The 23,297-nt window shown below is 40.0% G+C and carries 17 protein-coding genes; 5 read left to right on the top strand and 12 right to left on the bottom strand.

The features are described from left to right. Positions 1-45 precede the first annotated feature (45 nt). Positions 46-615 carry a helix-turn-helix domain-containing protein gene (locus tag BM161_RS08285; RefSeq protein ID WP_074931124.1) on the top strand — a complete coding sequence of 190 codons (570 nt, stop codon included), beginning with the start codon at positions 46-48 and terminating at the stop codon, positions 613-615. After that, positions 546-1,433, top strand: coding sequence for an IS3 family transposase (locus BM161_RS08280; protein ID WP_083425697.1), 888 nt, complete (start codon positions 546-548; stop codon positions 1,431-1,433). The genes BM161_RS08285 and BM161_RS08280 overlap by 70 nt, the downstream gene beginning before the upstream one ends. Before the next feature lie 74 nt (positions 1,434-1,507). Here the strand turns inward: BM161_RS08280 and secF are convergent, their stop codons facing one another. From secF to BM161_RS08255, 5 genes are all read right to left on the bottom strand, one after another. Further along, positions 1,508-2,725: a protein translocase subunit SecF gene (gene secF / locus BM161_RS08275; protein WP_074931553.1), complete on the bottom strand. Its 1,218-nt coding sequence runs from the start codon at positions 2,723-2,725 to the stop codon at positions 1,508-1,510. Next, positions 2,725-4,461 (bottom strand): protein translocase subunit SecD, encoded by a 1,737-nt coding sequence (secD, locus tag BM161_RS08270; protein WP_074931550.1) that lies wholly within the window; start codon positions 4,459-4,461, stop codon positions 2,725-2,727. Before secD ends, secF begins: the two co-directional genes overlap by 1 nt. A gap of 21 nt (positions 4,462-4,482) precedes the next feature. Continuing rightward, the gene (gene yajC, locus BM161_RS08265) at positions 4,483-4,908 is read right to left on the bottom strand and encodes a preprotein translocase subunit YajC (RefSeq protein ID WP_074931547.1); all 426 of its coding nucleotides are present in this window, start codon (positions 4,906-4,908) and stop codon (positions 4,483-4,485) included. A gap of 108 nt (positions 4,909-5,016) precedes the next feature. Next, a complete protein-coding gene (locus BM161_RS08260) occupies positions 5,017-6,780 on the bottom strand; it encodes a tetratricopeptide repeat protein (protein WP_074931544.1) in 1,764 nt (587 codons plus the stop codon). A 13-nt stretch (positions 6,781-6,793) separates the two neighbouring features. After that, positions 6,794-7,414, bottom strand: a complete 621-nt coding sequence (locus BM161_RS08255) for a hypothetical protein (protein WP_074931541.1) — start codon at positions 7,412-7,414, stop codon at positions 6,794-6,796. A gap of 130 nt (positions 7,415-7,544) precedes the next feature. Between BM161_RS08255 and BM161_RS08250 the strand changes: the two genes are divergently transcribed. The 3 genes from BM161_RS08250 to BM161_RS08240 are packed head-to-tail and all read left to right on the top strand — an operon-like array spanning position 7,545 to position 11,200. Continuing rightward, on the top strand, positions 7,545-8,606 hold the full coding sequence (locus tag BM161_RS08250) for a tetratricopeptide repeat protein (RefSeq protein WP_074931533.1): 1,062 nt from the start codon (positions 7,545-7,547) through the stop codon (positions 8,604-8,606). Then, entirely contained in the window at positions 8,606-9,811 is a 1,206-nt protein-coding gene (locus tag BM161_RS08245; protein WP_074931530.1) for a lytic transglycosylase domain-containing protein, read from the top strand. The genes BM161_RS08250 and BM161_RS08245 overlap by 1 nt, the downstream gene beginning before the upstream one ends. Positions 9,812-9,841: 30 nt before the next feature. Further along, on the top strand, positions 9,842-11,200 hold the full coding sequence (locus tag BM161_RS08240) for an OmpA family protein (protein ID WP_074931526.1): 1,359 nt from the start codon (positions 9,842-9,844) through the stop codon (positions 11,198-11,200). Here the strand turns inward: BM161_RS08240 and BM161_RS08235 are convergent. The 7 genes from BM161_RS08235 to ftsH all read right to left on the bottom strand — a co-directional run bounded on the left by BM161_RS08235 (position 11,197) and on the right by ftsH (position 22,871). Further along, positions 11,197-13,164: a diguanylate cyclase domain-containing protein gene (locus BM161_RS08235; RefSeq protein ID WP_074931524.1), complete on the bottom strand. Its 1,968-nt coding sequence runs from the start codon at positions 13,162-13,164 to the stop codon at positions 11,197-11,199. The two genes, BM161_RS08240 and BM161_RS08235, sit on opposite strands and share 4 nt — an antisense overlap. Positions 13,165-13,263: 99 nt before the next feature. Further along, positions 13,264-15,450, bottom strand: a complete 2,187-nt coding sequence (locus BM161_RS08230; RefSeq protein WP_074931522.1) for an ATP-dependent helicase — start codon at positions 15,448-15,450, stop codon at positions 13,264-13,266. Beyond that, positions 15,437-17,377 (bottom strand): diguanylate cyclase domain-containing protein, encoded by a 1,941-nt coding sequence (locus BM161_RS08225; RefSeq protein WP_074931520.1) that lies wholly within the window; start codon positions 17,375-17,377, stop codon positions 15,437-15,439. The genes BM161_RS08230 and BM161_RS08225 overlap by 14 nt, the downstream gene beginning before the upstream one ends. A 27-nt stretch (positions 17,378-17,404) precedes the next feature. After that, complete coding sequence (rimO, locus tag BM161_RS08220; protein WP_074931519.1) at positions 17,405-18,805, bottom strand: 30S ribosomal protein S12 methylthiotransferase RimO; 1,401 nt, start codon at positions 18,803-18,805, stop codon at positions 17,405-17,407. A 3-nt stretch (positions 18,806-18,808) separates the two neighbouring features. Then, complete coding sequence (locus BM161_RS08215) at positions 18,809-19,900, bottom strand: helix-turn-helix domain-containing protein (protein ID WP_074931518.1); 1,092 nt, start codon at positions 19,898-19,900, stop codon at positions 18,809-18,811. A gap of 6 nt (positions 19,901-19,906) precedes the next feature. After that, a complete protein-coding gene (locus BM161_RS08210) occupies positions 19,907-20,581 on the bottom strand; it encodes a LolA family protein (protein ID WP_074931517.1) in 675 nt (224 codons plus the stop codon). Positions 20,582-20,783: 202 nt separating this feature from the next. Beyond that, positions 20,784-22,871: an ATP-dependent zinc metalloprotease FtsH gene (ftsH, locus tag BM161_RS08205; RefSeq protein WP_074931516.1), complete on the bottom strand. Its 2,088-nt coding sequence runs from the start codon at positions 22,869-22,871 to the stop codon at positions 20,784-20,786. Between the last annotated feature and the right edge of the window lie 426 nt (positions 22,872-23,297).

Here is a 23,297-nt window from a genome sequence, read left to right as displayed (position 1 = left end):
TGATATGTACCCCTTTTACTGGACAAAAGTAAAAGGGGTATTTTTATGCGCTACACATTAGAGTTCAAGCTTAGATGCATTGAACTTTACAAACAAGGAATCTGGGTTGAAACACCAGAAGGAATAAAAGATCCACAAGATTTCCATAAGATGATACGTCGATGGAAAAGGATAGAAGAACATAAAGGAATAACAGCATTACATCATAAGTCTCATAAAAAACAATGGACGCCAGAAGAACGATTTAATCTTGTCTCAAAAGTCTTAGCAGGAAACTCTATTCAAGAAACGGCATGTAATGCAGGTATAGCTTCAGGCCTGCTTCATAAATGGGTTAAAAAATATAAAGATAACGGTTATGATGGATTAAAGAGCATTTCAATAGGACGTCCAAGGAAAAATCCAGTTATGAAAAAAAAATCAAAAAACACGAAACCTCTTACAGAAGAAGAACGAGATGAACTATTACGGTTACGAAATGAAAATGAATATCTGAAAGCAGAGAACGAAGTAATAAAAAAATCTATAGCCTTGAGACACGCAGAATGGGACGAACATCTCAAGGCGAAAAAGCAAAAGTCCTCAAAGAACTCCAAGAAAAAGGATACCGATTAAGGTATCTTTTAAAAGCTGCAAAAATGTCAAAATCGACATATTACTTTGAAATAAGCAAAAAGGATGTTATTGCTGAAAAAAATGTCGCTATGGCACAAGAAATACTGGAGATTTTTACAGAAAACAAAGAAAGATATGGCGTACGTCGTGTTTACAGAGAACTTCTAAACCGTGGCAAAACTGTAAACCACAAACGAGTTCAAAGAATAATGCATTCTCTGGGACTATTTGGAAAACGACCAAAAGAAAAGTATCATTCATACAAAGGGGAAGTTGGAAAAATTGCTGCTAATCTAATTAACAGGGATTTCAGTACAACTGCGCCCTTTCAGAAATGGACAACTGATGTTTCACAGTTTAATTTTTCCTGGGGCAAATGCTACATCTCTCCAATTCTTGATATGCATACAAACGAGATAATTTCTTATGATTTATCATTAAGTCCAAACATGGAACAAGTAAAACGAATGTTGGATAAAGCTTTTAAAAAATTCCAAAGAGTTAATGGCCTTATTTTTCATTCTGATCAGGGATGGCAGTATCAGCATATTTATTACAGAACGAGATTGATTAATCATGGCGTTATTCAATCTATGTCTCGTAAAGGAAATTGCTATGACAATTGCATTATGGAAACTTTCTTTGGACGTTTGAAAAATGAATTGTATTATGGACATGAAAAGGATTTTAAATCTTTTGAAGAATTTTCTGTAGCAGTTGCAGAATATATAGACTATTATAACAATAAGCGAATACAGGCTAAAACAAAATGGATGCCTCCCGCAAAATACAGGGAAGCATCCATTCATTCGGCCTAATTCATAATATGTGTCCAGAATTATGGGTACATATCACTTATTCGAACAGGACCTTGTATTTGTTTTAGTTTAGACTATTCTTCGTCGCTGCGAACGTGCTTCAAAGAATGGTGAACACCAAATTCTGGTTTCCAGTTCTTTCTTGAAGCACTGATGAATGCGCTTGAAATGAAGATTGATGAGTACATACCACAAATCAATCCGACAATCATTGCAAGTGAGAAGTCCTTGATGCTTCCTGTTGTGAATACGAACAGAGAAACAACAGCGAACAATGTTGTAATAGTTGTCAAAACAGAACGTGTGAATGTATCAGAAAGAGACTTGTTCAAAATCTCGTTGAATGTCTTAGCTTCTGGCATCATCTTGAGGTTGTAACGTACACGGTCAAGAATTACGACTGTAGCGTTGATTGAGTAACCTACGATTGTAAGTACAGCAGCAAGAACTGTTGTTGAGAACTCAATCTGTGTCCAGATGATGAATGTGAACATAATCAGTGTATCATGAAGCAATGCGATTACCGAACCAAGAGCGAAGTCCCAGTGGAAGCGGATTGTAGCATAGAGCCAGATAAGACCAACAACTGCAATGAACATGATGATAGACTTGATTGTAGTAGTCTTAGACATACCAGCACCAATGAAGTCTGTCTTTACGATAGCAACTTTCTCTTTTCCGAAAGCCTTAAAGAGCTTTTCGTTGATAGAAGTCTGAATCTCGTTCTGAGCATCGCCTTCGCTTACACCCATACGAATCTGATAAGAAGCATCAGCACCTGTACCAAGCTGTTTGATGTTTCCACCAGCTTCTCCAAGAGCGTTACGAATATCATTTGTAGTAACTTCAGAAGTTCCTGCAGGATAGATATAGATAGGTGTTGAAGAAAGCTGATTTGTAACAGCAGAGTTCAAGAACAATTTTGTAGAATCATATGAACCGTTCTTAACAGTCATCTGAACATTTGCAATCTTGTTTACTTCTGCAGCAACTTCAGCAACAGTCTTTGCAACTGCAAAGTTGACAGAACGAGTTTCGTTATCAGCACCAGTACCAGAGATGATAATATCCATCTGACCAGCAGAAAGTTCCATAGAAACTTTTGCAGCACCAGTATAAGAAATTTCTGCAACAGGATTTGCTACACGAACTTCCTCAATAAGACCTGGGCGGAAATCAAGACCAAGGTTAATTCCTTTTACAAAGAAACCAACAATACCAAGTGCAATAATTACACAACTTAAAATAGCTGCTGGGATAAATCCTTTATTAAAGTTAATTGTCTTTTTCATTATTTAATCCCCCAACCAATGCTTACTTTCTTAGCATGGAGAACATCTGTATCAAAGTCGAACATAAGACGAGATACAAACAGAGCTGTAAATACAGATGAACAAACACCAATTGCGAGAGAAACAGCGAATCCCTGGATAGCACCAGTTCCAAGCTGACTCAAGAAGATAGCAGCGATGAATGTTGTAATGTTAGAGTCCATGATTGCCCAGAATGCATTATCAAAACCCATTGCAATAGCAGCTGGACGACTCTTACCCTGACGAAGCTCTTCTTTGATACGTTCAAAAATAAGTACGTTAGCATCAACTGCCATACCGATTGTAAGAATCATACCGGCAATTGATGAAAGTGTAAGTGTAAGATTGAAAGCAGAAAGGATTGAGAACATCATAAAGAGGTTCAAAACCTGAGCAACAACAGCATTAATACCAGATGCCTTGTAGTAAACAAGCATGAAGATAAGGATGAGGCCAAGACCAAGAAGAATAGCCTTTGCACCTGCACGGATTGCATCTTCACCAAGAGAAGCACCAATAACCTGCTGGCTTTCTACCTCAAGAGGAACGTTGAGCCAAGCTGTCTGAAGTACCTTCTTAATGTTGTCTGCTTCTTCATAGCTGAATCCACCAGAAAGTGATACTGAACCACCTGTGATTGCTGTCTGAATACGAGCGTTAGACTTAACCTTGTTATCGCTTACGATTGCAAGATTTTCACCAACGTGAGCTGCAGTGAAGTCACCGAAAATTACAGCACCTTCACCATCGAGGTTGAAGTGAACTTCTGGCTGATTTGTAAACTCATCTGCACCTACGATAGCAGACTTAACGTGCTGACCATCAAGAGCGATTTCCTTCTTTACAACAACCCAGTCATAGCGTTCATCAAGACCGTATTCATCTTTTCTATATTCACCAAATACTTCGCAGTCTGCTGGAATTACTGATGGATCCATCAATTCACCAAGAGCGTTGAAAGTATTTGCAGGATTCTGAGCATAGTATGCTTTGAAAGCATTTGTAGCGTCTGTATCAACGAGACGGAAGTTCAAAATACCTTTACCCATAATCAATGTGTTGATTGCGTCTGCCTGAGCAGCACCTGGGATTTCAATATAGATTCTGTCATCGCCCTGCTGGCGGATAACAGGAGAAGTAAGACCGAACTTGTCGATACGGCTAGAAAGGTTTTCAATAGCGTTAGCCATAGCTTCTTTCTTGAAGTCTGATGCATCTTCTGAAGCAACTGCGTCGCCCATAGAAGCAAGTGCAGCATCAAGATCAGCCTTTACGATGATGTTCATACCACCAGAAAGGTCAAGTCCGAGTTTTACAGAATTTTCATAGTAGTGCTTAGCTTTAAGAATCTCTTCTCTGTAGCGTGTCTGGAAAACAGTCAAAAAATCAAGTTCGCTGTCATAAGCAGACAAAACATCTTTCCATGTAAGCTCAGAAGAAACCTTCTTATCAAGAGCCTTGAATCTCTTGCTTACATCTTTCTTAAGCCATGCATATTCATCAGAAACCTTTTCTGACAAATCCATTTTTTTAATTGCGCGTACATCTTCTGCAGCTTTGAGTTCAGCATAGTTCTTAATGTTTTCTGTTGAACCTAAAGCGAGCTGCTGAACTTCCTTTGGTGTTCTTCCGTACCAGCTGATTGATGGCCAGAGGAAAACGAAACAAAGGGCGATAACAGCCAGCAGAACCAATAAACGAGTTCTCTTGTTCATTTTTTTTAAAACTCCAATTCTTTATTTTTCTTCAGCTGCTTCAGCTTTTTTTGCCTTTTCCAGGTCTGAAGATTTTTTACCTTTAAAAAGTTTTTTGTTTTTTGCTTCTTCAGCAAGTTTTGCTTTTTCCTCTTCAGTAAGTTCTACAGAAGAAATAGCAGTGCGGTTGAATTCAAGTTTACAATCGTCATCAACTTTTACGATTACAGTATTTTCTTTTACAGAAGATACAGTTCCGTGAATTCCACCAATGGTGATAACCTTATCGCCCTTCTTCAATGCATCAAGCATTTTCTGAGTTTCTTTCTGTTTCTTGTTTTGTGGACGAATCAAAAAGAGATAAAAGATTACGATAATGAGCAGAAAAGGAAGAAGACTTCCAATAAGTGAAGATGATGTAGACATGCTACCTGCTCCACCTGCCTGCAAAAATGGGATAAAAGACATATTACATTTCCATCCTGTTTTTAAAATCTGATTATAAAATCAGTCTGAAAATTATAACACGATTTATTTTACAAATCAATGGTAATTTTTTCCATTATAAGAGGATATCTATTGGATTAACTTGGTTAAAGCTTCGTTGAGTTTTTTGAAAGATGAGTCGTTCGGATTTATGGCAACAACCTGTCGCAGATAGTACTGTGCTTTACGGTAATCCTGCTTTGCGTAGTAAAGCTCGTAAAGGCGGAACAGCGCATCACTGTTACGAGGGTTTGCAATAAGGCTTGAACGAAGATCTGCAAGAGATTTTTCTTCGGTCAACTGAAGATAACTTCTTCTATAATAAAGATAACTTTTTACTTTTGATGAAGAGGTGTTCATAAGAGAATCAATATACTTAAGAACAGAATCTCTGTTTCCTACCATACTATATGCAAGAATGTATGACTGAAGCAGAACCTCATCAGAAGGGTTTGCATCATACTTTAGTTTTGCATACTCGTAGGCTTCGTTATATTTATTCATCTTAATGCAGACGTTTACATATTTTTCAACAACTGCAGAACTTACATTTCCCATGGCAATAAGATTTTTGCTTGCGGCATAGGCTTCCTGCCAGTTTTCTCTTTGAATAAGACCATCGAGCGCATAAGTCATTGCTTCAACATTACCAGGCTTTTTCTCAAGAACACGCGCTGCAAGTTCATCTGCATATTTACCGGCTACAGGAGAATCTGTTTCAGAAGAAATGCGGGCTGCAAACATAAGGGCATCTGTATTATCCGGATACATCTGAAGTGCCTTCTCTACCGTCTCAGAAGCAGCCGCTGTATTTTTACTCCAGTCCAGCTGAACACGGGCACGAAGAACAAGGTAATCTATAGAAGAACTATCCTGACGTGCATAAACATCAAGAAGTGAAACAGCGTGAATATAATCTTTCTTTTCCACAAGGATTTTTGCACGGAAGAGAAGGAACTCAAGATCGTTCGGAGTCTGCTGAAGAACACGGGCTACATAAAGCTCTGCTGAATCGTAGTCTCCGGCATCAAAAGAGATGTAGGCATTCTGTTTAAGAACCGCAATATCATTAATAGTATTATCTATTGAATTTAAAATTTTTGAAGCTTCTGCAAGCTTACCGTTTGCACGAAGAATACGAGAATAAGCAAGACTGATTTCTGAAGTCTTTGGAGAAACTTCATAGGCAGCAGCCATATATTTTTCTGCATTTTCAAATCCACGTTTGCGCTCATAAACCATTGCAAGAAGATAATTTGCAAGGACAGAATCTGGCTGAATCTGAAGCGCAGACTTTAATGCAGTTTCGCAGGATTCAATAATCGAAATATCAGAATTAGAATTTACAATTACAAGGGCCGGAAGCAAGGTGGTAAGAAAATCAACATTACCTGTACTTGAATCAAATACTCCCTGCTTTACAGAACTGATTGCACCTGTATACGGAGTTTCTGCAGTTACAACGGGAATGTCCCAGGTGATTTTTTCTGATGGCCAGACAAGCTTCATAATTTCCGAAGAAACCACAGCAAGAACGTTTTCATACTCTTCGTATTCCCCGCTCTTCTGACGCATCAAAGACATTGCTTCGCGCAAAGAATCCGGGCTTCCGTTCTGAACCTTTAAAAGAACTTCAGGATCAACCTTAGAAAAATATTCTCTCTGATTTTTCCCGGTTGGAAGCTTATATGAAGTATCGTCTACAGAAACTGTTGTATTTGTTTCAGCAGAAGCAGAAGTTTCAGTTTCCTTAGTTTTCTTCTTCTTTTTTGAAGCAGAAAAAACCGGACTGCTTATAATAAAAGCAGCCAGCAGCATGAGGATTCCCGTTTTTACCCAAAAAGTCTTTACCAACTTCTATTCCCGATTACTCGTCTTCTAATTCTGAATTGAAAGATGCCTCTTCATCTGCAAATACACCTGTCTCCTCATCAGAAAAAACAAGCTCCTTATGCTTCTGCTGTAAAAAGAAAAACACAATCAGAAAGACAGCGATCAGCAGCATAAACAGCGGTCCAAGTGTACTTGCAACAGTTTTAAATGAAAGCTTTATAAGTCCGAAAGAAAACAATGAATACCAGCAGCCCATTCCAAACAGAGTAACTGATGGAATTAAGTATCCGAACTTAACAACTTTATATTTCCATCTGCCTGCAATAAACCACAGAAAACCGGCAGAAATACCAAGCAGCGGCCACAGTTCCTTAAAATCAAAAGAAAACAGTGTATATGCAATCAGATATATAAGGCTCCAGCTTAAATAAAGAAGCCCCATAAAGAGATGGAAAAATTTCTTAGTAATGTTTTTTGCAATGATAACGGTTGCCAGTCCAATTCCTGCATTAATAATGATGAAGAAAATATTTAAGATATTTACTGGTTTAGAAACAGGATGAATAATTGCTATTGCTGTACAGCCGATTGCAAAGAGTATTCCAAAAGCGATAAGGAAGTAAATTGATTTTATATTCTTTTCAATATCATTCATTGTGGCTCAATCCCCTATAAAATATAACACTCAATTACACCGTATATGTGCAAATTCCCTATTCTTTTTTCAATAATACTAGTAAAAATTAATCTTTACAATAACAAATCACTATGATAAATTCAAAAATATGAAATTAAAAAGACATCACACTTGTGTTATATATATATTAATTTTTACAATCCTTACCTTATTTTCGGCCTGTAAAAACCCTAAAAATACAAAAAAATCAGAAGCAATTCAGAGCCATCAGCAGGAACTTCAGAGCCTTTTAGACTCTCAAACTTTCAACGGAAAGCAGAAATATTCACTTGTAAAGCAGATTGCAGATACCCTTAGAGATGAAAAAGATTATCAGGGACTTATTCTGTTTCTTACCGACTGGGTAGATAAGAACCCGGATGATATGTACAACTCTTACTGGCTTTTGATGACTGCAGACGCATATCTTTCTCAGGGCGCAGAACCGGTTGCAGAATATTATTTTGACAGAATCCTTCAGCAGTGTCCTGACCTGCTCATTAAAGGGAACTCGGCACACTTTATCTGCCTTCAAAAGCTGATTCAGATCAGTAAAACTCCGGCTCATAGAATTAAATACTTCAATGAACTTATCAGCCGCTTTCCACAGAACGTAAACACAACAGAGCTTTACCTTCGTCTGGCCCTTGAATATCAGAATGACAGCCAGTGGTCTCAGGCTCTTAAAACCTACTCTCTCTTCCTTGAACAGCCGGATGCCACAACAATTCAGATTGCCGGTGAACCGGATGCCTATAAAAATGCCCGCCACCTGGTAGACTTCAACAACTCTTCTAAAGACTGGACTTTCGAAAGCCTTTCTGCGCTTGAAGAAGCCGTTAAGAAAGCTATCCGAAATTATGACTGGCGTGCTCTTGACCGCTATAAAGCTAAAGTAAACTTCTTCTCAATGTCATGGAAGCAGGATGAAAACGACGCAAACTCTCAGGAAGAGTTCTCTATGTTTTCATGGATGAGAGGAAAACGCATCCGCTACAACGAAACTCTGGACGAAGCTTCTAACCCTAACGAAGCATATCTTAGAACCTGGGGATGGAACTCTTACGTTCCTGTATGGTATCTGTATTTCCGCAAAGTTGACTTCCCGCTTGACCCTGATATCCACGGTAACTGGGAATGGGCCGGAATCTATCTTGGAAATAAACTGTAATGAAAAAACTTCTGCCTGCATTTGCTGCACTTCTTGTTTCTACCTCGTTATTTGCTGAAGAGACTTCAACACCTTCAGAAGTCTCAGAAACTTTTGCCGACGCAGAGTTTATTGAAGATGAAGAACCAGTTGAAGAAGACGAATACTTTATTGAACTCTTAAAAACTTCCCTTCTCCCTGAATTCCATTCCATGGAAGCAGATGAGGCAGCTGCAAAACTTACACACACTCCCCTTTCATTTATTTCAGAAGAAGAAATTGCAAAACCTCAGGTTGAAGCCTTCCGCAAAATGTATCTTTCTCCTAAGTGGAGCGCACTTTTAAGAGGCTATCTTGAAAGCGCAATGGAATACAGACTTTATGTACGCAAGGCCGTAAGTGATAAACAGCTCCCAGAAATGCTTGAGTATCTTCCGGTAGTTGAATCAAACTATAAGACAAACGCAAAGTCCCGCTCGGGTGCAATTGGCATGTGGCAGTTTATGGCAAACTCTGTCTGGCCGTTTCTCACCCTTAATGATTTTGTAGATGAACGCCTTGACCCATGGAAATCTACAGACGCAGCATTAAAAAAGCTCACCGACAATTACAACGTATTCAACGACTGGCTACTTGCAATAGGAGCCTACAACTGCGGAGTTGGAGCAATGAACAAGGCAATTAAAAAGGCCGGCGGAGTAAAAGACTTCTGGTATCTTGCAGAAAAAGGATACCTTTCAAAGCAGACTGCAGACTATGTTCCAAAGCTCATTGCCATTGCAGACCTTGCCATTAACAGTGAATATTACGGAATTGATATTCCAGACCATAACGAAGAATACGAAGTTCTTGAAAACGAAAAGAACGGAAACTTTGATTACGTAACAGTAAAAAAAGCCTACTCAATCAATCAGCTTGCACAGGAAATGAGGATGGATACCGCTACCCTCAAAAGATTAAACCCGTCGTTCACAATGGGAATGACCCATCCTTCAAAAACAAGCGAAATCCGTCTGCCACTCGGAATGAAACAGTCTGCAGAAGATGCACTTGCAAACATGACTCCTGTGGAATTTCCTATCAAATACACTGTTGTAGCCGGAGACTCTCTGTGGTCAATTTCAAGAAAGTACAAAACTACAGTGGCAGCCATCTGCGAGCTCAACGGCATCAAAGAAAATGCAATTCTTAAAATAGGAAAAATACTTTATATTCCTTCAAAATAAGCCGATGTTCTGATATAGAGGTATATCATTATGTCCAAAACATTATCTGCCCTCGCAGGTGTCATTTTACTAACAGTTACTCCACTCATTGCACAGACAACGCAGCAGTATGACACTAAAATAGAAGCAATCAGCTCAATCAACTGGATTACAAAAGAATTCGTTACAAATATTTCTCTGGACGCAAACAAGGCTGATATTCAGATGCCTTCCGGAAAAAAAGTAGCTTCCACATACATCAAATCAAAAATGCTTCCTTTGATCCAACCTCCTCTGCTTTCACTTTTTGAAAACTCGGAAAACGATCTTTCTGAAGCAGTTATTAACGGAGACCTTGTTCTGGACCAGGTTTACAGCTTTATTATGGGCGGTCACAAAACTCCGGACGTATTTTCTAAAGACCTCAAATATCTGAACACAACAAACACAACAAATATAAATGATATTGGAAAGCTTCTTGTAAAACACAACTATCCGTTTAATCCTCAAAAGCCAATTGATTCAGTTCCTTCAAGAGCCTTCAGCGGAATTATTATTGATGCCCGCGGAGCTTTTCCTGTTCACGGTGAATATGTAAAAAGCGATGTTTACGCCTGCTTCTTCCCTCAGATTTGGGATGACCAGATGAACAGCATTTATGAAAAGAACACCGTAGCTCCTTCTACAGTCGTTTCAAAAGGTCTTGTAGGCTATCACTATTCAGATGACATATCTTTGTATGAAGACCGTGTTGGTTCAGACCCGCTGTACATTAAAGCAACTCAGGTATATGGCCGTAACCGCACCGACCCGATTATCAAGCGCCGCGACGCACTGAAAATTCTTACAGTGCCGGAAAATATTAAGCTTTTGCAGGAAGGCCGTGTTGTAATTCTTCTTGATAAAGAAAATCTGATTTATGATATTTCAGTTCCAGAAAAAACTCCTGCTTACTACGTAAAGTATGAAGCAGTTAAACAGTACTTCTATGAGAATAAGATTCCAGGTGTAACCGTTTCTGATACAAGCATTGGCTTTATGTTCGACGTAAATCTCCGCTTCTATCCGGATTCGCCAGAGCTTCTTCCAGATGAAAAAGGACGCATTGAACTTATTGCAGAACGACTTAAAGAGATTCTTGAAGATGAAGGTTATTCAATTTTGATTGAAGGTCATACTGCAGATGTTGGAAAGCCTGTTGGTCAGCTGAACCTTTCGATTGAACGAACACGAACAGTTATGACAGCCCTTATTAATGAAGGTCTTGATGAGAAAATCTTTACATACAAGGGATATGGTGGAACAATGCCGATTGCCGACAATGACACAGAAGCCGGCCGCGCCCAGAACCGCCGCGTAAGAATTATCGCCCGCCCTCGCGCCACCTATATTCAGCGCGACTGGAACTAGCGCTTTTCTTCTTCCGACTTTTTCGTCTTTTTAGACCTTTTTTCCATATACATAAGGGAATCAGCCTCGCTTAAAAGCGGGGTTATTTTATATCCCATTTTTGGAGACGGATAAGAAACAAAGCCCATACTTATAGTCAGAGGGAAGCCCTGTTCGTTTCCGCCAGACCAGATACGGCAGTCTTTATCAATCTGTTCGCGAATATGTTTAAGGGCTGCTTTTGTAAGCCCCGGACAGATAATTGCAAACTCATCACCACCAATTCTTGCAATAACATCGTTAGAACGGAAATTGCTTTTGAGGATGATTGATTCAGCAAGAATTGCACGGTCTCCCGCTTCATGGCCATACTCATCATTAATCTTTTTAAGCCCGTCCATATCGCAGTAAATAACTATACCGCTCTGCCCCATTGCCTTTGCAAACTTAAGGGTAGTTTCACCGTAAGAATAAAATCCGCGGCGGTTATAAAGGCCGGTCAATTCATCTGTACTGGCAATAAGGTCCAGCTCGTCAATCTTTTTGCGAACTCGGGAAGTTTCATTGTGAGCCAGAGAGAAGGAATAAACCGAAGCAATTGTAGATGAAAGAAGTTTTACGAACATATCATAAATGATAGAGTCGTAAGAACCAGGTCTGATAATGATATATCCATACTGCAGAGTACTGTGGTAAATTGTGAATACCATTACGCCGTCTGAATCTATCTGAATAATTCCATCAGGAAGCATTTCTTCTTTCGGATTACACTTAATCAGTTTCTTTTCTACAGAGGAATCAAAACCGGTTTTATCATCAAAACCTGCAAAAAGGTGTGCATTCTTTGGAAGATGGAAATACTCAAATGGAACCGGAGTTTCTATCGGCTTTTCATAAAGAACAATGGCGCAGGCCGTAATTCCAAATGAGCGCATATCATCATTGATTCTGTTACGCAGCTGGTCATAAGTCATATCAGACTGCATCTGTGTATAAAAGTTTGTTGTCTGATAAAACTCACCCTTCTTTCTATACCATTCAGTACCCGTACTTGTTTTTAAGTAAGGCTTTGTTTCATCATCTTCAAATTCAAAGTTTCTTGCATGAAGGGCATTCTTGTCATAAGGCACACGGCGGGTAGACTCACGCATAACAGGAATTGCAGTCATAACAGAAAGCTTATCTACAGGCTTACCGTTAATCTCTTTAATAAGATTCATTCCGGCAATATACCCCTGACCTTCAAAGTTCTGTTTAATCGTAGAAAGAGTTGGAATACTGATATCAGAATTTGCAAGATTATCAAAGCCAAGAACCACAACATCATCCGGAACCTTCAGTCCGATTTCTGCACAAAAGTCCATAGCCGCAAAAGCCATTTCATCATTCATACAGATTAAAGCATCGTAGTCAAAAACTCCAATTTCCTTATAGATCTGGCGAAGGTCTTCGAGAGCAGGTCCGTAACTCAGCAGAGATTTCCAAACGGTAATTTCATCATCACTGATTCCATGCTCACCGAGAATTGTCTTAATGTTCTTAAGGCGGTTTTTAACTTCCGAAGAATTTCCACGAACGCTTAAAATACCAAACTTTTTACATCTCTGGCGATCAATAAGTTCTGTAATGATTGATTCATAGGCATCATGATTATCAACTATAATAGAAGGAACGCCTGGAATTTCCATTGAGATGTTTGTGATTGGTAAAGGTTTAAATGATTTTATATAAGAAGCGACTTCATTCTTATTCAGGGAATGCATAATGGTTCCCGAAATAAAGATAGCGCCATCCAGATTTTTTGAGGAAACAAAAGAAGAAACTGCTACATTCTGATAGTCAAAACCACCACTGAAATCTTGCAGTTTACCTATAGTAAACACAATGAGCTCGGCAGATTTTTCCTGACAGGCGAGAGAAACACCCCTGATAATCCGCTCAGCATATTCTGAGACTACGTAATCGATTAATAGCCCTATTCTCATACTCTCTCACATAATAAATTAGATTTTTTAATAATTATTTTTAAATATATTTTTAACTTTTTGGGCTACTTATATTTTAGTGTACAATTTAAGATTTGTCTAATCTTTTATAATTTCCAGGGATTTTGCCTGATATTTAGGCAAAAACTTCTTTCTCTGGCCAGTCGCAAACTGAACTTCTATCACATATTCACCGGAATTTGAGTATGCCGCAACAACTGCCCCATCCCCATAATCATCATGATAGACGTGAAGGCCTTTTTTCCACTTCTGAGCAACGGCATCTACCTCTGCCCCATAACCATCTGAGACAGAAGAACGGCCCATTCCACTTCCAAAGCCAAAAGGTGCCTGACCGATTACTGTAAACGCTTCAGCAGCCTCTTTAATAAATGGACTTGGACGCATAAAATCCCAGCGGCCGTACAAACAGCGCTTTGATGTTGAAGTTATATAAAGTTCATCGCGGGCTCGGGTAATTCCAACGTAGAACAGGCGGCGTTCTTCTTCAAGCTCGGCGCCTGTTTTTTCCATTCGTGGGAACACACCTTCTTCAAGACCGGTAATTATTACCTTATTATATTCAAGACCTTTTGTATTATGCAGAGTGATGAGGGTGACAGCATTATCTCCCACTGCCTGATTTTCTGCATCGAGGGTACGATCAAGGTTGATTGCATCAAGGAACTGAAGAAGCCCTTCCATTGTACACTTGTACGGAACTGCAGTATTTACAAGTTCCTGAAGGTTCTGTACACGGGTCGTTCCTTCAATTTCATCTCCCGCACGATGATATTCATCAAGGCTTGAGTCGTGAATTACACGTTCAATAAAATCTGAAAGCGGTTTGTTTTCGTCAAAGCAGTTAGCAAGAGTATCAAAAAGCTTGATAAAGCCATCTGCACCCTCTCCCGCCTTTTTTGAAAGACTATCCTTATGAGTTCTGATATTTTCAAGAAGGTCTGAGTAAACAGGAGCGCCCTCTGCATTAAGAGTTACAGCGCTTTCCATAAGCTTATCCTGAGTTTTGTCTCCAATTCCACGAGTTGGCTTATTTATAATTCTTCTGAAAGAAATTTCATCCTTATGATTTGCAAAGAAAGAGATATAAGCAAGAGCATCCTTGATTTCTTCACGCTCGTAGAATTTAAGAGAACCTACTACGACATAAGGTATTTTCCTGTGAAGGAATTCTTTTTCAAAACCAAGAGACTGCGCATTTGTACGATACAGCACAGCCCAGTCTGAATATTTTGCCCCGCCCGCAAGAGACTTCATAACAAGGTCTGCAACAAAGGTAGCTTCGGCATTCTGATCTGGAAGGAAGGCAAGAACAGGCTTTCCTCCCCCCTCGCGGTCTGCAATCAGAGTTTTTTCGAGGCTTCCGTGATGGTTCTTTTTTACTACGAGGTCTGCGGCATGAAGAATACTTGCCGTTGAACGGTAGTTGCGCTCAAGTTTAATGATTTCTGTTCCAGGGAACTTGTCCGGGAAGGTCAGAATGTTTTCTACCTCTGCACCACGGAATTTATAAATAGACTGGTCATCATCACCTACTACACAGACATAAGTACTGCTTCCCTGCTTTACGCCTGAAAGACACTGCAGAAGTCTGTACTGTGCAATGTTTGAGTCCTGATACTCATCAACCATTATTACTTTAAAGCGGTTGTGAATATAATCTGCAATATCACTATAAGCTTCGAGAATCTGAACAGGCAGCATAATCAGATCACCAAAATCAGCATTACCTGTAGCACGAAGTCTTTTCTGATATTTTGAATAAATGTCGTTTAAGTCAAACTCACTGCCAATCATACTTAAATCATCTTCTGGTGTGAGGCAGTAATCTTTTGCAAGAGAAATCTGATGTGCAGCAAGACGGATCTCTTTTGTTGAAAGAGAAGGCTCAGCTTTTTTAATCAGAGTGGCAACGTCATCATCATCATAAACTGTAAAGGAAGGCTCAAGGCCCGCATGCTCTGCATATTTACGAAGAAACCAGGCACCGAATGAGTGGAAGGTCTGAATCTTTGCATCGGCGGCGCGTTCGTCCAGAGCAACGGCACGTTCGCGCATTTCGTTGGCAGCCTTTTTAGTAAAGGTTACCGAAAGAATGCTCCACGGGTCTATGTTTTTCTCTTTGATGAGATACGCAATTTTAGTGGTAATTACACGGGTTTTACCTGAACCGGCACCCGCAAGAATTAAAAGAGGAGAGCCCTCGTGTACAACGGCGGCTCTCTGTTCTTCATTCAGTTTGTCGAGATAATTATTGTCTGGCATGTTTTTTCTTTTTTTCTTTATAGAGTTCTTTGTCTGCCTGAGAAAGCAGTTTCTTCAGAACGCTTGATTTCTGAAGGTCTACGGCACCGAGGCTTACTGAAAGTGTAAATGGAAGCTGGTTTTCAATCGAAACCTTCTTACAAAGCAGATCAATCTTAAGCTTTGTATTTTCCACATAATTCATTTTCATTCCAAGCGCCACAATACCAAACTCATCTCCACTGAGGCGTCCTACAACATCGGAAGAACGGAAAATGTCTTTAAGAACTCTGGCCTGAAGCATGATGGCTTTATCACCCATTTCATGACCATAAGTATCATTAATCTTTTTCAGGCCGTCCATATCTGCAAAGAAAATTACACCAGAAGTATCTGTTTCCTGCAGAAGATCCAAAGCGGCCTGGCCCTGCTCTATAAAGCCGCGGCGGTTAAGAATACCTGTCAGCTCGTCCATGCGAGACTGAAGAGCGAGGTCTGTATTTTCGCGTTCAAGATTGCGGCCTTCCTGAAGCTTACTTGTATATTCATAAGCCTGGGCAACCGCATTCATTATGATTTTCAGATATACGTTATAATCTGCAAATTTATTTTCTTTGATTCGGCACAAAATATAGCCATAATAAGTTTCACCAATGAAGATTGGATTAAGCAGGAAGATTCCACTGATGTCATCCATAGAGCGTGCAGAGAAAATCTTTTCATGAGGATCAACTGAAAGTCCCGGTCTGAAGATTTCAGTGTTCGTTACTTCAGAATAGAACATATGAAGTTCCGCTTCATCCGGCAGAACAAATTCCTGCTCTGAATCGATAATCTGAACATCTTTGAAAAAATGAATCGCAATTCCGCTTAAGGCACATTCACTGGTAATGTACTTAAGATTGAAGAACATCTGCTTGAGGGTATTAAATCCGCGGATTGTATCAAGCAGAGTTACCACTGCATTTTTTTCGTTCAGCGCATTTACAAACTGCATTACACCGTTTGTCTTATCATTAAGGTCTGAACAGATGTCACCGTCAACATTTTTGTAGGCAGGAATAGAATGCTCCATACCAATACAACCGCATGACTGGCGGAACTTTGGAACGAGAGGATTAAAGATTTCTTTTTTCATCTTCTCGCCGTCCAGGAGTCGGTCTACCATTTCGGCAGCTTCATAGCCCTGACTGTAAATATCCTGATTGATTGTAGAAAGTTTTGGAGAAAGCATGCTTGCAACAATTGCATCATCAAAACCAATAACCTTTACATCTTCTGGAACACGAACGCCAATTTCATCAAAGGCGCGCATACAGCCCGAAGCCATCATATCATTTGCACAGACAATTGCATCAAAAGGAATTTCATTTCTAGATTTAAAGCGGGAAATTATTTCATCATGAGCCTTAAAGTCTGTAAAGTTTCCGTCGTAAACCATCTCCGGATAGAAGGTAAGCTTACTGGCATCTAAGGCTGCTGTAAAAGCATCATAACGTTCAAGAGCTTCTTTTGACTTTGTTTCATTTGCAGAAAAGAAAGCGATTTTCTGACAGCCATGTTCTTTTTTAAGATGGCTTACAATATCTTTAAAACTCTTACGGCAGTCTGCCTGAATTGCATAACCGTTTTTTGTCTGTGGATCGAGTGCAATAGAAACGATTGGACGCGGCTCATATAATTTGAGCATTTCGCGAAGTTTATCTTCGCTCATTTGAGAGGCATAAATTCCGCTGACACAAATTACACCATCAATTTCTTTAGACTTTGCATATTCAAAGCCAGTGCAGTACTGATAGTCAAACGCACCTGTATTAATACCAGGAATTCGTGTCTGGATTATAACGACCTTTGCATCTTTTCCGCGGAAATAATCTGAAATACCGCTCAAGACATCAAGGCTGTATTCAATAGTAAATGTCGGAATTAAAACTGCAATAACCTTCATTCTCGTGTCCGATTTATCAATTATACACTAGAAAATGAATTTCCGCTCGTTTTTTTCGCTCTTTTTTAGATAATTTTTTATATAGGCAGAATCAAGGTCTACACCGGTACTTGCAAGCACTTTTACGGTAACTACAGAACCCGGAACGACTGATTTTACTGCTTCCGGGTCGCTCAGGTCGTAGCGGATTACTACAGAACCGTCTACTTCCGGAGCCTGGAACCAGGCACGGCCAATAGCAAGGCCTTCGGAATTAGCTGCCCCTTCACTGTTTTCTTCTACAGAAATCAGCTCTTCTACCAGAACGTTTACTTCCTGCTTTACATAGCGTTCAAGACGCTCTGTTGTAATGGCTGTCTGCAGCTCTTCAAGGTGTGCAGCACGGGCTTTTGCGGTTTTTGCAGGTACACGAGGCTTCATATTATAAGCCGGTGTATCTTCTTCGCGGCTGTATGGGAAACAGCCCGACCAGTCCGGTTTAATTTCCTGCAAAAAGCGTGCTGTATTTTCGGCCGCCTCGTCTGTTTCCCCCGGGAAACCTGTAAGGAATGTTGTGCGGAGTACAGCAGAAGGAAGTTCACGGTGGATTTTCTTTACAAGAGCTGAATATTCCTTGTATGAGCCGGTTCTGTTCATTGCAAGAATGATTTTATCATCTGCACTCTGGAAGGGAATATCAAAATATGGAAGCAGTTTTGGAGAAGTCTTAATTGCTTCTATGATATCATCTGTAAAATGATCCGGGTGAATATAAAGAGGGCGTACAATAAAGTCGCCTTTGATTTTTGCAATCTTCTTAAGCAGTGCAGCAAGTGAAGTTCCGAACTCTTTTCCGTAAACGGCAAGATCCTGCCCTATCAGATTGATTTCATAAACTCCGTCGCTAAGCAGCTGTTTGATTTCTTCAAGGATTTCTGCTTCAGGGCGGCTGCGAACTTCACCGCGGATAAGCGGAATTGCACAGAATGAACAGTGGTTCGAACAACCTTCTGTGATTTTTACAAAGGCACTGCCCGGGAAGTTGAACAAAACAGGGCGCTCACCGCTGCAAACTCCATTCTGACTGAAAGTCTGTGCAGTACGTTCTTTCTTAGCCTTGTTCATAAAACTGCAGATTTTTGAAAGGTCGCCATTACCAAAAACTCCGTCGAGTTCTGGCATCTGTTCAATGAGATCCTGAGCATAACGTTCGGCAAGACAGCCGGTAAGAATGATTTTTGCTTCAGGATATGCCTTTCTGATATTGTAAATTGCGTCTATTGATTCTTTTTTAGCAGACTGAATAAAGCCGCAGGAATTAACAAGGATGAAATCGGCTTCGTCGGCATTCATTGTAAGCTTATAGCCTTTGTTAATTAAAAAACCTGCCAGAATTTCGCCATCTGTTTGATTTTTAGCACAGCCGTGCTGGTCAATAAAAAATTTCATGTGTTAGTCCAGTTCGATAACTACGAGTTTATACTTACCGTCGGTGTCTTTGATCCACTTGATATCTTCTACGAAAATCTGACCAGCTGCACCTATATCAAGGTCGAATGATTTTGAGTCGGCAATGATTGTAATCTTAACTGTGTTGAAGTTAGACATCCACAAACGGATACCGTTGCGAGGGGTCGCGGTGAATAAGTCGCCGCGCGCGAAGTACGACTCTACCGACTGCGAATTGTCAACGCGGTCGCGGAAGAGACAAGGACCGCGGAAGCTTGCATTGATTGTAAACGGATATGCACGATTGTCTTCATGAATAACCTTGTATGGATGAGAAGACTTAACTTCTGAAGCAAATGGAATATCTTCTGCTGCAACAACCGAAGTTTCAACAGCAACACCGTGACGCAAAAGAATGCTTACTTCAGCACCACGAGATTCGTCTGTAGAAGAAATGTCCGAAACATAAACAATCATATCAGAAGCGTTATCGCCATTGATATCAAGTTCAGATTCTTCTGCAAGCTCAATATAGTAAACTCCAGATGGAGTATCGATTCCGAAAGCAGAAAGAGTATCACGTACAGTAAGAATAATTTTTCCGTCGTTTTCTGTAGGAATAAAAAGCTGGTCACCCTTGTAAACACGCTGAACAAACTTTTTATCTGAAAGTTCATACTGGCGGTTCTTTGCACCACTTGAAACAACTACACCGTCTTCTACCTTATTCTTATTTTTTACAACAAGCAGTGTAAGAACAACAGCCACAACTGCAACAAGCAGAACAGACGGAATTATAATTGCAGGAAGCAGATATCGCGGTTTATGAGGTTCGTAGAGTCCCTGAGGAAGTGGAGCTTCCTGAATCTGTTTATTACGGAAAAGCTTAAGTATAAACTCAGAATCAAGCTCGAGATAATCTGCGTAATTCTTAAGGAAGCCAATCATATAGGCATCGCCAGGGAATACTGCATTATCTTCTGCTTCAAGACCAGCAAGATATCTTTTTTCAATAGAGATTTCGCGGCTTGCGCGGTCCAGATCAATCTGTTTTGATTCGCGGGTAGTCTTTAAAAGTTCACCGTAGCTTTCCATATCATCCTACTCCGTAAACAGGAAGTTATTATAGTTGTTAGCCGAAGACGGAGCATCATAAACAAAACGCTGCTCCGAAATATTCTGATTCAGCACATAGTCATAGAAATCAAAAACAAACTCTTCGCCCTTTGTAGTTACAGCTTCAATACGGCGGATAAGTTTTGTTTCATCATTGATTGCAAGTTTAATATATCTGAAGGCTTCTGAAGCACTCTTACGGGTAAGAATGAGTTTTACAACCATTTCATCAGATCCTTCTTCAAGAGGTTCTGCATTCTGACCTGTTTCGTAAGCAACTGTGTAATAGCGTGACATAAGAGAGAGTCCCTGAGGGGTTGTCATTGTAGTTGCACTGCTGGTACTTCCGGCATTTACCTGCTGCTGAAGAACAGCCTCTGCCGGCTCTTTGATATAGATTGTAAGAACATCGCCATTAAAGCAGATTACCTGCTCTTCCGGGTTTGTATAATCCATTCTCAAAAGATTTGGAGCCTTAAACGAAAGTTTTCCACGAGACTCTGATTTGTCAATTCTAATCTCGTAATCAACTTCATAATCTTTGATTGTTCCGTAATATTCAGAAATAGTCTTAAAATATGCGCTAGCGGTTGTGATGTTCTGTGCGAATACAGTTGAAACAAAAAGGAATGCACAGAAAGTTAATAAAAGCTTTTTCATATCATGATATTATACAGTGAAAACGCATTGACGTCTACTTATTCAAAAATAACGGTATATGTATTTATGGCTTATACAGTATAAAGAATTAAAGAATATTTTGGCTTCCGGTCGCGTTTTTGTTCTGCAAATACGCGACCGGAAGGCAATATAACGATTAATCATTTTATAATACGGAAAGCCCGTTGATTAAAATGATAGATTACGCTTCTTTTTTAGATTTACGTGGAGCTCTAGGCTTTTTCGCTGTAGTAACTTCCTCTGATTTCTCAGATGTTTTTTCTTTCTTACCAGCGCTTTCTGTAAGTTCCTTGCAATGAGCTTCGCCCTTTACAATCTCGTAGAACTCTTTTCCATCCATTGTTTCTACTTCAACAAGGCGGTTAGCAATGTATTCAAGAAGATCTTTATGCTGCTTCAGCAGTTTTACAACGTACTTGTAGCGCTCGTCCATGATGCGGGCAATCTCTTCATCAATATAATTCTGAGACTGTTCTGAGAACTCACGGATAAGGTTTGCGTCTCCACCACGGGCTCCGAGTACACCGCGTCCAAGAGTCATGTTCTTGAACTTGTCTGACATACCAAAGTCTGTAATCATGCGCTTTACAATGTCTGTTGCGCGGGCAATATCGTTTGATGCACCTGTAGAAATGTCGCCGAGGATTACCTCTTCTGCGGCACGTCCACCAAGCAGGCTGTCGATTTCGTCCATCATATCCTTGCGGGTCATATTGAACTTTTCTTCGCCTTCTTCGCGGTACTGTGTAAAGCCGCCTACTCCGTGGCTTCTAGGTACAACTGTAATCTTATTTACAGGCTCGTGGTCTGGATTAAAGGCTGCAACAAGGGCGTGACCTGTTTCGTGAACAGAAACAAGACGCATCTGCTTTTTGTTGTCCTTGCGGCTCTTCTTTTTAAGACCAATGCTTACCTTATCAATAGCATCGTTGAAATCTTCCATTGTTACCTTCTTGCGGCCATTGCGCACTGCAAGAAGAGCTGCTTCGTTTACTACGTTTGCAAGGTCTGCACCGGCAAAGCCTGTAGTTCCGTGAGCAATAGACTCAAAATCAACATCATTATCAAGTTTTACGTTCTTTGCGTGAATGCGGAGGATTTCTTCACGCCCCTTTACATCTGGCTTTTCAACCGGAACCTGGCGGTCAAAACGACCAGGACGGAGAATTGCGGGGTCAAGAACGTCTACACGGTTTGTTGCGGCAAGCACAATCAAACCTTTTTCGTTATCAAAACCATCCATCTCAACAAGGAGCTGGTTCAATGTCTGTTCACGCTCATCATTGCTTGAGAATCCGTTTGCACGACTCTTGGCAAGAGCATCAATTTCATCAATAAATATAATACAAGGAGCTTTTTCGCGGGCCTGCTTAAAGAGGTCACGAACGCGGGAAGCACCAACACCAACGAACATCTCAACGAAGTCTGAACCGGAAATACTGAAGAATGGAACTCCAGCCTCACCTGCTACAGCGCGGGCAAGAAGAGTTTTACCGGTTCCAGGATCACCAACAAGCAGCACTCCCTTAGGAATCTTACCACCGATATCAGTATATTTCTTAGGTGATTTAAGGAAATCAACAACTTCTACAAGTTCTTCTTTAGCCTCATCTACACCAGCAACATCTGTAAAGCGGGTTTTGATTTTACCTTCTTCAACAACCTTAGCGCGGGAATTACCTACACTGAAAATGCTTCCCATTCCGCCTGAGCCACCGCCCATCTTTCTGAAGAGGAAGAAGTACATAAGGAAGATTAGTCCAAATGGTACAAGCAGATTCAAAAGCAGCTGAACAAACCAGTTATTCTGTTTTGCAGCAAATTTATAGTGGATATTGTTTTCTTCAAGGAAATCGAGGAAGCTCTGAGTAAGAACAGCAGAAGTTTTATACTGAGCAGCAGACTTAATAGAAGGCGCATTAAAGAGTTTAATTCCCTTTCCTTCTGTTTTAGTTTCAATAACAGTACCATAACCAATAAAATAGTTATCGCTGATTACAACAGATTTGATTTCACCGCTTTCAATCTTTGATTTAAAGTCTGAATAATCAATCAAATCATCATTTTTAGGGAAAAGGAAAACCTCTGCCATTGCGACTGCAAAAAGAGTCAGCAGAAGAATCGGCCAAAATGGAAGCTTCTTTTTGCCGTTATTCTTATTTTTCTTATCTTTATCTCCATTATTTTCCGGTCCTGGAAACTTAAAGAACTTGTATGGATCATTGTCATCATTATTTGGTGTCTGATTTTCGTTCTGATTCTCTGCCATCGCTGTATCCTGAGTAAAAATTCGTTTGATATATATTAAATATAGTAAAGAAATATCTTTTTTTCCACTAAATTCGATTTTGAATTGGATTATAAATAAAAATATTAGAAAATTCTTACTTAGACTTTCGGGATTATAAAGAATTAAGAAAATTTTGGCGCGAGGAAGCGGAATTGCGTGTCAAAATGACTTTGTGTGTGGCTGCCGCGTGAGCGGCAGGTAATATAGTTACTTTACCACACACAACGTCAAGCGCATTATTGCGCGTTTTTGATATGCAAATACGCGACCGGGAGCCAATGTTTACGTTTTCCATGTTTATAATGCGGAAGTAATTTTATAAAAATTTTTAAAAATCTGTAATTTTTTACTAAACTATTTTTTTTATAATCCGAGAATCAGAGTAGAATACCCGCATTATTCGCG

Origin of the sequence: Treponema bryantii (assembly GCF_900113965.1) — a bacterium.
Classification (GTDB): domain Bacteria; phylum Spirochaetota; class Spirochaetia; order Treponematales; family Treponemataceae; genus Treponema_D; species Treponema_D bryantii_A.
The sequence above is the reverse complement of the archived record's forward strand: the minus strand, read 5'-3'. Positions and strand labels throughout refer to the sequence as shown.

Excerpts from the sequence above, each read along its gene's own strand:
- BM161_RS08255 (WP_074931541.1), bottom strand. The coding sequence starts at position 7,414 with ATGAATGATATTGAAAAGAATATAAAATCAATTTACTTCCTTATCGCT.
- BM161_RS08240 (WP_074931526.1), top strand. The coding sequence starts at position 9,842 with ATGTCCAAAACATTATCTGCCCTCGCAGGTGTCATTTTACTAACAGTT.
- BM161_RS08285 (WP_074931124.1), top strand. The coding sequence starts at position 46 with ATGCGCTACACATTAGAGTTCAAGCTTAGATGCATTGAACTTTACAAA.
- BM161_RS08215 (WP_074931518.1), bottom strand. The coding sequence starts at position 19,900 with ATGGAAAGCTACGGTGAACTTTTAAAGACTACCCGCGAATCAAAACAG.
- BM161_RS08250 (WP_074931533.1), top strand. The coding sequence starts at position 7,545 with ATGAAATTAAAAAGACATCACACTTGTGTTATATATATATTAATTTTT.
- BM161_RS08245 (WP_074931530.1), top strand. The coding sequence starts at position 8,606 with ATGAAAAAACTTCTGCCTGCATTTGCTGCACTTCTTGTTTCTACCTCG.
- secD (WP_074931550.1), bottom strand. The coding sequence starts at position 4,461 with ATGAACAAGAGAACTCGTTTATTGGTTCTGCTGGCTGTTATCGCCCTT.
- yajC (WP_074931547.1), bottom strand. The coding sequence starts at position 4,908 with ATGTCTTTTATCCCATTTTTGCAGGCAGGTGGAGCAGGTAGCATGTCT.
- rimO (WP_074931519.1), bottom strand. The coding sequence starts at position 18,805 with ATGAAATTTTTTATTGACCAGCACGGCTGTGCTAAAAATCAAACAGAT.
- ftsH (WP_074931516.1), bottom strand. The coding sequence starts at position 22,871 with ATGGCAGAGAATCAGAACGAAAATCAGACACCAAATAATGATGACAAT.
- BM161_RS08225 (WP_074931520.1), bottom strand. The coding sequence starts at position 17,377 with ATGAAGGTTATTGCAGTTTTAATTCCGACATTTACTATTGAATACAGC.
- BM161_RS08280 (WP_083425697.1), top strand. The coding sequence starts at position 546 with ATGGGACGAACATCTCAAGGCGAAAAAGCAAAAGTCCTCAAAGAACTC.
- secF (WP_074931553.1), bottom strand. The coding sequence starts at position 2,725 with ATGAAAAAGACAATTAACTTTAATAAAGGATTTATCCCAGCAGCTATT.
- BM161_RS08235 (WP_074931524.1), bottom strand. The coding sequence starts at position 13,164 with ATGAGAATAGGGCTATTAATCGATTACGTAGTCTCAGAATATGCTGAG.
- BM161_RS08210 (WP_074931517.1), bottom strand. The coding sequence starts at position 20,581 with ATGAAAAAGCTTTTATTAACTTTCTGTGCATTCCTTTTTGTTTCAACT.
- BM161_RS08230 (WP_074931522.1), bottom strand. The coding sequence starts at position 15,450 with ATGCCAGACAATAATTATCTCGACAAACTGAATGAAGAACAGAGAGCC.